10 protein-coding genes are annotated in these 12,555 nt (G+C 70.9%); 2 read left to right on the forward strand and 8 right to left on the reverse strand.

Translation table 11 applies throughout. The features are described 5' to 3' along the window. From tnpB to A2CP1_RS12805, 3 genes are read right to left on the reverse strand one after another with little or no spacing between them, the layout of a single operon-like run. Positions 1-399, reverse strand: coding sequence for an IS66 family insertion sequence element accessory protein TnpB (gene tnpB / locus A2CP1_RS12795; protein WP_012631482.1), 399 nt, complete (start codon positions 397-399; stop codon positions 1-3). Next, the gene (tnpA, locus tag A2CP1_RS12800) at positions 396-830 is read right to left on the reverse strand and encodes an IS66 family insertion sequence element accessory protein TnpA (protein ID WP_012633669.1); all 435 of its coding nucleotides are present in this window, start codon (positions 828-830) and stop codon (positions 396-398) included. Before tnpA ends, tnpB begins: the two co-directional genes overlap by 4 nt. Next, a complete protein-coding gene (locus tag A2CP1_RS12805) occupies positions 827-3,166 on the reverse strand; it encodes a DUF6531 domain-containing protein (protein ID WP_012633670.1) in 2,340 nt (779 codons plus the stop codon). The genes tnpA and A2CP1_RS12805 overlap by 4 nt, the downstream gene beginning before the upstream one ends. Before the next feature lie 807 nt (positions 3,167-3,973). Here A2CP1_RS12805 and A2CP1_RS12815 point away from each other — a divergent pair. Then, positions 3,974-5,076, forward strand: a protein-coding gene (locus A2CP1_RS12815) for an IS3-like element ISAde3 family transposase (protein ID WP_076611840.1) whose coding sequence is annotated in 2 segments (ribosomal slippage) — positions 3,974-4,229 and positions 4,229-5,076 — 1,104 coding nt in all. Because the reading frame shifts where the segments join, the coding sequence is not laid out codon by codon here. On the opposite strand, the gene A2CP1_RS12820 is transcribed toward A2CP1_RS12815, so the two are convergent. The 3 genes from A2CP1_RS12820 to egtB form a co-directional block, all read right to left on the reverse strand. Continuing rightward, on the reverse strand, positions 5,065-6,264 hold the full coding sequence (locus A2CP1_RS12820; RefSeq protein ID WP_041450512.1) for a CARDB domain-containing protein: 1,200 nt from the start codon (positions 6,262-6,264) through the stop codon (positions 5,065-5,067). The genes A2CP1_RS12815 and A2CP1_RS12820 overlap by 12 nt on opposite strands. Before the next feature lie 258 nt (positions 6,265-6,522). Further along, the gene (gene egtD / locus A2CP1_RS12825; protein WP_011420465.1) at positions 6,523-7,497 is read right to left on the reverse strand and encodes an L-histidine N(alpha)-methyltransferase; all 975 of its coding nucleotides are present in this window, start codon (positions 7,495-7,497) and stop codon (positions 6,523-6,525) included. Beyond that, entirely contained in the window at positions 7,494-8,795 is a 1,302-nt protein-coding gene (gene egtB / locus A2CP1_RS12830; RefSeq protein ID WP_012633674.1) for an ergothioneine biosynthesis protein EgtB, read from the reverse strand. The genes egtD and egtB overlap by 4 nt, the downstream gene beginning before the upstream one ends. Before the next feature lie 199 nt (positions 8,796-8,994). On the opposite strand from egtB, the gene A2CP1_RS12835 reads away from it, so the two are divergent. Then, a complete protein-coding gene (locus A2CP1_RS12835) occupies positions 8,995-10,788 on the forward strand; it encodes a MutS-related protein (RefSeq protein WP_012633675.1) in 1,794 nt (597 codons plus the stop codon). An 18-nt stretch (positions 10,789-10,806) separates the two neighbouring features. On the opposite strand, the gene map is transcribed toward A2CP1_RS12835, so the two are convergent. Together map and A2CP1_RS12845 are read right to left on the reverse strand one after the other, a co-directional pair. Then, a complete protein-coding gene (gene map, locus A2CP1_RS12840; protein WP_012633676.1) occupies positions 10,807-11,796 on the reverse strand; it encodes a type I methionyl aminopeptidase in 990 nt (329 codons plus the stop codon). Positions 11,797-11,965: 169 nt separating this feature from the next. After that, the gene (locus tag A2CP1_RS12845; protein WP_012633677.1) at positions 11,966-12,463 is read right to left on the reverse strand and encodes a hemerythrin domain-containing protein; all 498 of its coding nucleotides are present in this window, start codon (positions 12,461-12,463) and stop codon (positions 11,966-11,968) included. Between the last annotated feature and the right edge of the window lie 92 nt (positions 12,464-12,555).

Here is a 12,555-nt window from a genome sequence, read left to right on the forward strand (position 1 = left end):
TCACGCCGGAGCGGGCTTGTCCATGGGACGAGCGGCCTGAGGATCCGACTGGGACGGCTGCCAGTGCTCAGGCCGGCGGACGCGTCCGAAGTCGATGCCGTCGAGGAGCATCGCGAGCTGTGTCGCGTCGATCTCGACGGCCATCGTCGATGGATCCATGTGGGGCAGCTTGAACTGCCCGCGCTCGAGCCGCTTGTACACCAAGACGAACCCGCCCTTGTCCCACGTCAGGATCTTCACGCGGTCCCACCGCCGCGAGACGAAGACGAACAGGTGGCCCGAGTACGCGTCCTTCGCGAGCTCGTTCTGCACGATCGCGTGAAGGCCATCGATCGACTTGCGCATGTCGATCGGCGTCGAGCCGATGTAGATGCGCACCGAGCGCGGGATGGTGATCACGACGCGAGCGCAGCGGCGAGGGCGCGGACGTACGCGAGGTCGGTGCCGGCGGTGAAGCGGAGGCGGGCACCGGACGGGAAGAGCAGCTCCAGGGCGGCGTCCGCGGCGACCGCTGCGGCCGTGTCTTGCCGCGCCTTAGGCGCGGACGCTACCACGCGCACCGGCACGAGACGCGAGCCCTCTGGAGCGGCGCGACGCTCAGGTACTTGATCTGAGCGCTCCGGCGCCTGCGAGACGAGCGGTCGCGACTCTTTGCGCAGGCGGTAGATCCAGTAACGCAAGTTGCTGAGCGGGATTCCTCGCTCCGTCGCGAACTCGCGCTGCGGGAGATCGCACGACTCGAAGTCGGCGACGAGCTTGGTCCAGCGGCTTCTGTCCTGGTCGGCCATGAGGTCCTCCGCGAGAGAAGCGCGGAGGATCTCGTCGCTCATGGGCGCGCGCTACACGTCCAGCGCCGGGCGGTTACGGCGAAGCGGAGCACGCCTCCCCGGTGCGTCTCGGTCCACAACTCGATGAGGCGTCCGAAGTCGTCATAGCCGTACGTCGTCCGCTGCCCCTTCCCATCCGTCACAGTCGAAAGGGAGTCCTGGTAGTCCTGGAACTGGTACGCAGCCACGAGCGCTTGGACTGGCACTCCGGACGCATCCATCCCCGACTGCTCGATGGATGCGATACGGCGTAGCGGATCCGGGTGGAAGACCGTCTTCCGACCATCCTCGTCCGACGCGCTCTCGAGGAACCCCGACGCACCGTACGCCCATGTGCGCCTTGCCTCGGGGCGCGCGGGATTCGCTTGCATGACGACGCGATGGCGGACGTCGTACTCACGGTCCTGCTGCCACGTGACGAGGCCGTTCGCGTCGCGACGCTCGACGTGGATCGGGTTGCCGGCCGGATCGTATCGGGTGCTCTCGCTCCACGCGACCACAGGCATTGCGCCGGGTTCATCCGGATCGCGGTCGAGATACTCCGTCAACTCCACGCGTCCGCGCAGATCGTAGCCCGTCCGAATCGTCGATCCGCTCGAGTCGATGACCAAACGGGGCAGCGAGCCGTCGTAGAACCGGGTCTCGACCTGCCGGCCTGCGTGCAACGCAAACCGCGTGCGTCCGCGGACGTCCTTGATCAGGACAGTGGTGGTCCCATTCGGCGCGACAACGGTGTAAGGACCGAACGCGTCGTAGTCGAATGCGGTGATCAACGGCGGCGAGCCAGGGCTCGCGTAGCGCTTCACCTCATGGAGGCGCCCGCGACGCACGAGCGTCGCGTCGTCCGGCCAGTACGTTCGTTCCTCCAAGGGCACCACGTCGGATATGCTCGGCCGGTCGAGGTTGACGGGACCGATGCTTCCGATGAGCCGACCACGCGGATCATACGAATTGAAGGTGGCGTGGCGCTCCAGTACTGGACTCCCGTCAGCCGCGCGCGTGTACCCTGTCGAGAGGCGCCGGCATGCGACGGACCCCGCGGGCAACGGCGTTCCCGTGCATTGGTAGCCCACGGGGTCGAGGGGCGACGTTGCCTGGGTGTAATCCACCGTCTCCGTCGCGTAGGCGTTTGCTTGCAGGCTGCTCCGCCGGCGCGTCGTGATGACCCGCTCGAGCGGGAGCGTCACACTCGTGGCGATCTCCTTGACGCTCCCGTAGTCGTACCACTCCTCCGTCGACGCCTTCGGGAGCGGACCATTTGGCGGGCATGCCGCCGCCCCGTCCGCGCTCGCGAACCTTGCCGTGTATGCCAACCGACCATCCTCGTCGTATCGCCGGTACGTGACATGGCCTTCCGGATCCGTCTCGCACACGAGCCGACGATCCACCCACTGGCGCATGGTCGCCGGGCCGCAGGAACAGTTGTCCGACACCGATGTCACGAGACCATCCGGGTCCAGTGTTCGCTGGCCGGTGACGGACGTGGCCCCGAATCGCTCAGTGACCTGTGTCATGCCTCCCGATGCGTAGCCGACGCTCACATCCGAGGTCGCGTCGATGACGCCAACCGCTTCACCGTTCGCGGCGTAGGCGAACTCCGCAACGGCGACCCCAGCCTCGTTCACCACGGCATGCAACAGGCCGTCAGCTCCATAGACGTACGTCCGAATCGGATTGCCATCGGCGTCCTGCACATGGCCGAGGTCCGAATCTTGATAGCCGTAGGTCGCGTACGTTTGGCCATCGTATCGGAGCTCCCGAACGAGCCCTTCGCTACAGGCGTTCGCCGACCGAAGCTCCAGAGAGTGCCCAAGGTCGTCGGACAGCCCGATGAGGATGCCGCCCGGCCTGTCGTAGGACAAATAGGTCACGTTGCCATACGGGTCGACCTTCTCGACGAGCCGGGCTGCGCCTCCCTCCCGCGGGTCGACGCATGTCCTGTCCAGCGATCCACAGGAATCGCAGACGGTCGCGAACCTCAGCTCCGTTCCGTCGACCATGAAGACGGTCCAAGTCGAGTTTGGACGCCGCACCAGCACGTTCGGATTGTCGGAACGCGTCACCGCAGTGTCACCCCTGCGAAAGACCTCCCATACCTCCGTCCCGTCGACGGACGTCACGTTCCCGGATCGGCGGAAGACGAGTGCGGACTGAATCCCCCGGACAACGGTGCAATACTCACCCAAGCACGAGAGGGTCGCCTCCCAGTCATGGTGCCATCCCCTGCCAAACACTCCGACCGGACCGCCCCACAGGGACGCGTCCGCGCTCGAGTAGGTCCGCGTGATGCCGAGGTTGACCACTGCGCTCACGGAGAAGTCCGTGAACGGTTCCGTCACGGCGCTTCTGGTCGCCAGCAGGATCGGGTCAGCCCCGGCAACCCCTCCGAGGCAATTGGGAGGCTTCGGGGACGGTCCTGCGCCTGGCGGCGGAGGAGGAAGCGGGGGCCCCGGCGGCGGTTCGGGCGCACAGCCCTCATCTGCCAGTCCATTGCAGTTCTCGTCCGTGCCGTTACCGCAGACCTCCAGCGCGTCCGCCTTGAAGGGATCGCACGTGGCGACCGTCGCAGGGTTGCACGATCGCGACGAGCAGGCCGCAGTGCACGTGCATGGTGGCTCCCCGATCGTGCATCCTTCGTCGATGCAACCATCGAAGTCGTCGTCTATGCCATTCCCTGAGTCATCGGCGGCGCACAGGTCCTGCGGCGACCCGATCTCCGTGCAGGAGGCGGCGCTCGAGTCGCCGTCGCACACGCATGCGCTCGGGTCTGGATAGAAGGCACAGTACCCTGAGCAACTCGTCTCGACCCAGCAATCCGAACTCTCGCCATAATGGCGATCGCAAATGACCGGCCCGGCAGGCTGCTGAGTCCCACAATAGTACCGCTGACTCAGGATGCATGTATGGGTGTCCGTCATCAATGAATGCCGACACAGGGCCGCGTCCTGCCCGAACCACCACTTCTTGTAGGTCTTGCTGTTGCACGCGGGGGCCTGCGCTGACGCAGAACCTGCCACAACCAGCAGCGCACACGTGACGAGAAGGCGCTTACCCATGGAAGCTCCAGGACGGGCGAGCATGCCTGACCTGCCCCCCGAAAACTGGACGGTTCTTAGCGTGAGTCCTCTACTGGCAGTGGAGGACGGATGCGGAAGAGTAAGTTCACCGAGGAGCAGATCATCAAGGTGCTGAAGGAGGTCGATGCCGGGGCCAAGGTCCAGGACGTCGTCCGCCGGCTCGGGATCACCGAGACCACCTTCTACCGGTGGAAGTCGAAGTACGGCGGGCTCGAGGTCAGCGACGCGAAGCGGCTTCGTGCGCTCGAGGACGAGAACCGGAAACTGAAGACGCTCGTGGCGGACCTCACGCTCGACAAGCAGGCGCTGCAGCACCTTCTCGGAAAAAAATGGTAGGGCCCGTCGCGCTCCGCCTCGGTGTCGAAGAGATCCGGGCGGAGTTCGCGATGAAGAAGCGGCGGGCCTGCCGCGTCGTCGGACTCGCGCCGGCGACCTACTATTACCGCGCGCGTCGCCCGGAGCGGGTCGACCTCCGGGAGAAGCTGAAGGCGTTCGCCGCCGAGCGGCCGCGCTGGGGCTACCGGCGCCTCCACGTCCTGCTGAAGCGCGAGGGTCACGCGGTGAACCACAAGCTCGTCTTCCGCCTCTACCGCGCGGAAGGCCTGGCAGTCAGGCGAAAGAAGCGCAAACGCATCGCTGCGTCGGTCCGGGTTCTCCCGCCACCGCCGACGCGGCCGCGCCAGCAGTGGACGATGGACTTCACCCAGGACTCGCTCGCGAGCGGGCGCCAGTTCAGGACGCTCAACGTGATCGACACCTTCACTCGCGAGTGCGTCGTCATCGAGGTCGACCACTCGCTGCCGGGCGCCCGGGTCGTCCGCGTCCTCGAGCGCCTCGTCGAGCTCTGCGGGAAGCCCGAGGTGATCCGGGTCGACAACGGCACCGAGTTCACGAGCCACGTCGTCGACGCGTGGGCGTACGAGAACGGCATCAAACTCGACTTCATCCGCCCGGGCAAGCCGACCGAGAACGGGCACATCGAGAGTTTCAACGGGAAGTTCAGGGACGAGTGCCTGAACGAGAACTGGTTCATCAGCCTCGACGACGCGCGCAGGAAGATCGAGGCGTACCGAGTCGACTACAACCAGGTCCGGCCGCACAGCTCGCTGGACAATCAGACGCCAAACGAGTTTGCTCGCAGTCTCGCCGGGCTCACGAAGCTAGCCGTCTAAAGTCGGGGGGCAGGTCAACGATCCCAACGGAACGGTCGTCGGCGTCGCCGTGAGCGCGGTGACGACGAGGTCCGGCTTCGTGATGGTGATGACCGGGCCAGTGATCGCATTGTTCGTCTCGTCCGACTCGTCGATGTAGGTACTGTCGACGATCGCCCCCACGTAATAGGTTCCGGTGATGCTGGTGGACGGGGAGAGCGTCGTCGTCGCCGAGTTCGACTGCCCCGGTGTCATCGCGGCCCCAATGCTGCGGCTGCCAATCGAGATGTCGGAGGCCGTGATGACAGGATCCGTCGACAGGTAGTACCTGACGTAGAAGCTCGAGAGTGTCTTGCCGCCCGTCACGGTCACGGAGTCCGTCACCGTCAACGACGATCCCAATGGAACGGTCGTCGGCGTCGCCGTGAGCGCGGTGACGACGAGGTCCGGCTTCGTGATGGTGATGACCGGCCCCGCGAGCGCGTTGTTCGTCTCGTCCGACTCGCTCACCTGCGACGTCGCATCCACGATCGCGCCGACGTAGTACGTCCCGCTGATGCTCGTGGGCGGAGAGAACGCCAGCGTCGCCGTGCTCGATTCACCATCCTTCAGACCTGCCGACAGGTAGCGGTTTCCGAGCGGCACGTCCGACGTCGTGATCGTCGGGTCGGACGACAGGTAGTACTTGACGTATATCGTGTTGCTCGCCTTGCCTCCGGCACAGGTCACCGTGTCAGTAACGGTGAGCGGCGAGCCCAGCGGCACCGTGGCCGGGGTTGCGCTCACCGCCGTGACGACGAGATCCGGCTTCGTGATGGTGATGACCGGCCCCGCGAGCGCGTTGTTCGTCTCGTCCGACTCGCTCACCTGCGACGTCGTGTCGACGATCGCGCCGACGTAGTACGTCCCGCTGATGCTCGTCGGCGGCGAGAACGTCAGCGTCGCTGTACTCGATTCGCCGTCCTTCAGACCAGCCGACAGGTGGCGGTTACCGAGCACTACATCCGAGGTGGTGATCGTCGGATCCGTCGATAGGTAGTAATGCACGTAGAACCCATTGACCGCGCCGCCCCCCGAGGCCGCGACCGTTGACTCGACCGTCACCGTGGAACCGAGCGGCACCGTGGGCGGCGACGCCGAGATTGCCGCCACCGTGAGGTCGACCGCAGCGGCCGGATACGCCGACGCGAGCGTCAGCGCCAAGATCACGTTTCGAAGTCGATCCATGCCCTCACCCGGCGCCCGGGCCGCCCGCGCGACACGCGGCCGGCCTCGCACTCTACGTGAGGACACGCTACTTGACTGATCGTTCAACGCCAAGCGGCATCGGTTCGCCGCCGGCAACCCCTTGCCGTCGCGGAGAGATTTTCCCGTGGGTCAACAGGGACCGTAGCGTGCAGCGACGCGCGCGCGCCTGCGGCCCGCCCGCCCCGCGTGCCGCGCCCGCGCTCGGGCGCTGCCCCGCCCCTACCCCGCCCGCCTGTAAAGCCTCACCGAGAACCAGGCGCGGTCGTCGGCCCAGGCGCGCTCGAGCTGCCAGCCGGCGATGGCGGCGAGCGTGTCGAACGCGCGCGGCTCCCACTTGTACGCGCTCTCGGTGTGGATGGTCTCGCCCTCGCGGAACGTGAAGGGCGCCCCGGCCACGTGGACCACCTGCGCCTGCAGGCTCTCGAGGTGCATCTCCACCCGCGACAGGCGCGCATCCCACAGCGAGCGGTGGCGGAACTGCGAGAGGCGGAAGTCGCCGTCCAGCTCGCGGTCGATCCGGGCGAGCAGGTTCAGGTCGAACGCGGCGGTGATCCCGCGGGCGTCGTCGTAGGCGCGCTCCAGCGTGCCGGCCTCCTTGGGCAGGTCGAGGCCGAGCAGCAGCCCGCCGCCGGGGCCGGCGTCGCGCGCCATGCGGCGCAGGATCCCGACCGCCTCGGGGGGATCGAAGTTGCCGATGGTGGAGCCGGGGAAGAACGCGAGACGGCGCGCGCACGGCAGGTCGAGGCCGGGCAGCGCCACGGGCTCGGTGAAGTCGGCCACCACCGGCCGCACCGGCAACCCGGGGAAGCGCGCCTCGAGCTGCCGCGCCGCCGCGGCCAGCGCCTCGCCGGCGATGTCCACCGGCACGAACGCGGCCGGCCGTTCGAGCGCGGCGAGCAGGAGCTGCGTCTTGCGGCCCGAGCCGACGCCGTACTCGAACACGAGCGCGTCGGGCCCGATCGCCTCGCCGATCTCGGGCGCGTGGCGCTCCAGGATCCGCAGCTCGGTGCGCGCCGGGTAGTACTCCGGCTGCTCGCAGATGAGCTCGTACAGCGCCGAGCCGCGCGCGTCGTACAGCCACTTCGGCGAGATGGCCTTCCGCGGCGCCGCCAGGCCCTTCAGCACCTCTTCCAGGAAGCGGTCCGCCTCCGCCCGCTGCGCGATCCCGCTCTCCGCCTCTCCCAGTCCGATCACAGGTCCCTCGCGAGCCGGACCCCGGTGAACTGCCACCGGGCGTCCGGGTGGAAGAAGTTGCGGTAGCTCGCGCGCAGGTGGCGCCGCGGCGACGCGCAGGACCCTCCGCGCAGCACCTGCTGCCCCACCATGAACTTCCCGTTGTACTCGCCCAGCGCGCCCGCGGCCGGGCGGTACCCCGGATACGGCCCGTACGCGCTCGCGGTCCACTCCCAGACGTCGCCGAGCACCTGCCGCGCCCCGCGGCCGGGCGTGGCGGCCGCGGGGTGGAAGCGGCCGTCCTCGGCGAACGTGCCGTCGCCGCCCTCGCGCACCTCCGCGTGCGCCTCCCACTCCGCCTCGGTGGGGAGCCGCGCGCCGGCGAAGCGCGCGTACGCGTCGGCCTCGTACCAGGAGACGTGCGCCACCGGCTCGGCGGGGTCGAGCGGCCGCACCCCACCGAGCGTGAACTGGAGCCAGCCGTCGCGGTCGGGGATCCAGTGCAGCGGCGCGGTCCACCCGTGCCGGCGCACCGCGTCCCAGCCCTCCGACATCCACAGGTCGGGCCGGCGGTACCCGTCGGCCGCCACGAACTCCAGCCACTCGCCGCAGGTCACCGGCCGGCTGGCGAGCGCGTGCGGCGGGACCAGCGCCGCGTGGCGGGGCCGCTCGTGGTCGAACGCGAAGCCCTCCGCGCCGGCGCCGAGCTCCACCCGTCCGCCGGCGTGCCCGAGCCAGGCGAGGCGCGGCGCGGGCCCGGACGCGGGCGGCGGCGGGGCCGCGGCGTAGGCGGGCCGGAGCGGGCTCGCCGAGAACGCGTGCTTGAGATCGGTGAGCAGGAGCTCCTGGTGCTGCTCCTCGTGCGCGATCCCCAGCTCGACCACGTCGAGCAGGTCCGCGTCGCGCGCGCGCGCCAGCGCCGCGTCGAGCCGCGCGTCCACCTCGGCGCGGTAGCGGAGCACCTCCTCGAGCGGCGGGCGCGAGAGCAGGCCGCGCTCCGGCCGCGGCTGCCGCGGCCCCAGCGCCTCGTAGTACGAGTTGAACAGGTAGCCGTAGGCCGGGTCGAACGGGCGGTGCGTCCGCTCGGCGCGCGCCAGCACGAACGTCTCGAAGAACCAGGTGGTGTGCCCGAGGTGCCACTTGGCCGGGCTCGCGTCCGGCATCGACTGCAGCATGGCGTCCTCGGGGGTGAGCCGCGCGGCGAGCCCCGCCGTGGCCCGGCGCACCTCGGCGGCGCGCGCACGCAGCGCGGCGGCGCGGGCGTCCCCCGCGCGCTCGCCCTCCCCAGGGGCGGTCCGGCGGGCTTGCGGTCCGGGCACGCCAGGAAACCTCTCCACGCGGACGGGGCGCCGCAACGGAATCGACGCCCCGGGCGGCTCCCGTTCGAGGCGCGCGCGCCCGGGCGCGCCGGCTGCGCGGGGGTGCCGCCTCCGGCGGGGTGCCGCCCGCACGGCGCCGTCCGGACGAAGCGCGATCGCGCGACACGGACGGGGACGTCCGGGGTAGTTTCGCCTCGACATGGCCGACCCCTCCGCCCTCCTCCGCGCCCGCCTGGCCGAGCGCGCCGCCCGCGTCGCCCGGCTCGACGGCGCCGACGCCTGGGTCGCCCGCGCGCGCCTCGCGGTGGCCGTCGGCGCGGTCGCGATGGCGGTGCTGGTGTTCGGGACCCACGCGCTCCACGCGCGCTGGCTCGCCCTCCCCGCGGCGGCGTTCCTCGCGCTCGTCGTCGTCCACGACCGCGTGTTCCACGCCCGCGACCGGGCGCGCCGCGCGGTCGCGTTCCACCAGGCCGGGCTCGACCGCATCGAGGGCCGCTTCGCGGGGCACGGCACCGCCGGCGAGCGCTTCACGGATCCGGCCCACCCGTACGCCGAGGACCTCGACCTGTTCGGCCCCGGCTCGCTGTTCGAGCTGCTCTGCGCCGCCCGGACGCGCGCCGGCGAGGACCGGCTCGCCGCGTGGCTGCGCGCGCCCGCGGACGCCGCCGAGGTGCGGGCCCGCCAGGCCGCGGTGCGCGAGCTGGCGCCGCGGCTCGACCTGCGCGAGGACCTCGCCGTCCTCGGCGAGGACGTGCGCGCCGCGGTGGATCCCGCGCGGCTCGCGGCCTGGGGCGAGGCGCCGAGGCTGCTCCCGGCGTTCGTGGTGCCGGCCGCGCTCGCGCTCGCCGCCGCGGCGGTCGCGACCGCCTGGGCCTGGGGCGCGGGCTACGGCCCGGTGCCGTTCCTCGCGGCGCTGCTGGCGACCTGGGCGTTCGGCCGCGCGCTCCGCGATCCCATCGCGCGCGTGCTGGGCGGCGCCGGGCGCCCGGCGGCGGAGCTGCGGGTGCTGTCGCTCCTGCTGGCGCGGCTCGAGCGCGAGCCGTTCGGCGATCCGCGGCTGCTCCGGCTGCAGCAGATGCTGGGCGTCCAGCCGAAGGACGGCGGCCGGGCGTCGGCGCGCATCGCCCGCCTGGAGCGGCTGGCCGCGCGGGCGGAGTGGGCGCACAACCAGGTGTTCGCCCCGGTGGCGTTCGCGCTGCAGTGGACGCCGCTCCACGCGGCGCTGGTCGAGCGCTGGCGCGCGGCGCACGGCGGGGCGGTGCGCGGCTGGCTGGAGGCGGTGGCCGACCTCGAGGCGCTGTCGTCGCTGGCCGGCTACGCGTTCGAGCACCCCGCGGACGCGTTCCCGGAGGTGGTCGATCCCGGCGCGGAGCCGCGCGCGCTGCTCGACGGCGACGCGGTCCGCCACCCGCTCCTCGCGGCGGCGGTCGCGAACGACGTGCGCCTGGGCGGCGACGCGCCGGCGGTGCTGCTCGTCTCCGGCTCCAACATGTCGGGGAAGAGCACGTACCTCCGCACGGTGGGCGTGAACGTGGTGCTCGCGCTCGCCGGCGCGCCGGTGCGGGCGGCGCGGCTGCGGCTCACGCCGGTGCAGCTCGGCGCCACGCTGCGCATCCAGGACTCGCTCCAGGCCGGCAAGTCGCGCTTCTACGCGGAGATCACCCGGCTGAAGCAGCTCATGGACCTCGCCGGCGGTCGCTTCCCGCTGCTGTTCCTGCTCGACGAGATCCTGCACGGCACGAACAGCCACGATCGCCGCATCGGCGCCGAGGCGGTGGTCCGCGGGCTGGTGGCGCGCGGCGCGCTCGGGCTCGTGACCACGCACGACCTCGCCCTCACCGAGCTCGCCGGCCAGGACGGCGCGCTCGGCAACGCGCACTTCGAGGACCAGGTGCAGGGCGGCGAGATCGCGTTCGACTACCGGCTGCGGCCGGGCGTGGTCGGCCACTCCAACGCCCTCGCGCTCATGCGCGCGGTGGGGCTGCGGGTGTGAGCGGTCCGCAGGGCCGGCTCACTCCTCGACGGTGAGCACCTCGACGCCGTCCTCGGTCACCGCCACGGTGTGCTCGAACTGCGCCGAGCGCTTCCCGTCGGCGGTCACGGCGGTCCAGCCGTCGTCCCAGAGGAGATCCTCCCAGGTGCCCTCGGTGATCATGGGCTCGATGGTGAAGGTGAGCCCGGGCTCCATGACGCGCTTCAGCGACGGATCGTAGTGGTGCGCGATCTGGAGCGAGGTGTGGAAGCTCTCGCCGATGCCGTGGCCGCAGTAGGAGCGGACCACGCCGTAGCCGTGGCGCGACGCGTGCGCCTCGATGGCCTTGCCGATGTCGGAGATGGGCCGGCCCGGCCTCACCACGCCGATGCCCTTCGCCAGGCACTCCTGCGCCACCTGCACCAGGCGACGCCCCTCGGGATCCACGCTGCCCACCAGGAAGGTGGCGGAGCAGTCGGCGTGCATGCCCTCGCGGAAGACCGTGATGTCGAGGTTGACGATGTCGCCGTCCTCGAGCGGCCGGCTGTCCGGGATGCCGTGGCAGATGACCTCGTTCACCGAGGTGCAGATGGCCTTGGGGAAGCCGCGGTAGTTGAGCGGGCTCGGGTAGGCGCCGAGGCGGAGGGTCTCCGCGTGGGCGATCTCGTCGATCGCGTCGGTGGTGATGCCCGGCCGCACCGCCTCGCCGGCCACCCGCAGCACCCGCGCCGCCGCCCGGCAGGCGCGGCGCAGGCGCGCCAGCTCGTCCGGCGTCTTCACGTCCTTGCCCTGGGCGCGCGGGCGGCCGCTCACGGCGTAGTCCGGGCGGGCGATGGTCGCGGGGACGGCGCGGCGGGGCGAGACCACGCCCGGCGCGAGCGGACGCCGGCCGTTCCTTGCCGGCGCGCCCTGCAGCGCGCCGCGCGAGTCCGCGTCGAGGTGGCACTTCTTGTACTTCTGCCCGCTGCCGCACCAGCAGGGGTCGTTCCGCCCCGGCCTCGCGTGCGCCGCCAGCTCCGATCCGCTCACCGCACGACCTCCGTCCGGCCCAGGGCTCGAACGGCCCAGGTCGTCGGGTGTTTGTAAGGGAATCACCCGTCCCGGGCAACAGCGCGTCCTCGACGGGCGGGACGCGGGCGAGGCCCGTCGCGGCGCGGACGGCGCGCGCCGCGGCGGGCAGCCCGGCGACGACGGCGCGCTAGATGGGCGCCGGCTCGTCGGTCTGGTCCGGGATGGAGGCGGACGGCTGCCCCTCCTCCTCCAGCTCCTCGGCCAGCTTCTGCATGCGGCTGCCCATCTCGTCGAGCTGCTCCGCCGAGCAGGCCTTCCGCACCTTCGGGAACAGCTCCTTCTCCTCCTCCTCGACGTGGTGCTCGACCTGCTCCTTCAGCACCGACATCTTCGCCTCGAGCTGCGGGTCGTCCATGCTCGCGTCGAGGATCTCCGCCAGCAGGCGCTTCACCGACAGGTGCTCCTCGACCGACTCGCGCAGCAGGTCCTCCGCGTCCTCGACCGCCTCCTTGGCCTCCGGGTAGAAGATCCGCTCCTCGATGGTGGCGTGCACCGCGAGCGCGTCGGCGATCGCGCGGCAGGTCCGCTCCCGGGTCTTGCGGGCACCCTCCCCCGCGCCCTCGAACTCCTCGAACAGCTCGTCCACCTCACGGTGCTGCTGCTTCAGCATCTCGATGGCGTTCACGGCGCCTCCTTTCCCCGTGACTCTGGTCACCGCAGACGGGAACGGCCGGGGGCGGGCCGGAGGAACCCGGTCCCACCCCCGGCCGGCCGGGG

The organism is Anaeromyxobacter dehalogenans 2CP-1 (genome assembly GCF_000022145.1).
Lineage (GTDB): Bacteria > Myxococcota > Myxococcia > Myxococcales > Anaeromyxobacteraceae > Anaeromyxobacter > Anaeromyxobacter dehalogenans.

Coding starts and splice junctions, on each gene's coding strand:
- tnpA (WP_012633669.1), bottom strand. CDS start 830: ATGAGCGACGAGATCCTCCGCGCTTCTCTCGCGGAGGACCTCATGGCC.
- A2CP1_RS12835 (WP_012633675.1), top strand. CDS start 8,995: ATGGCCGACCCCTCCGCCCTCCTCCGCGCCCGCCTGGCCGAGCGCGCC.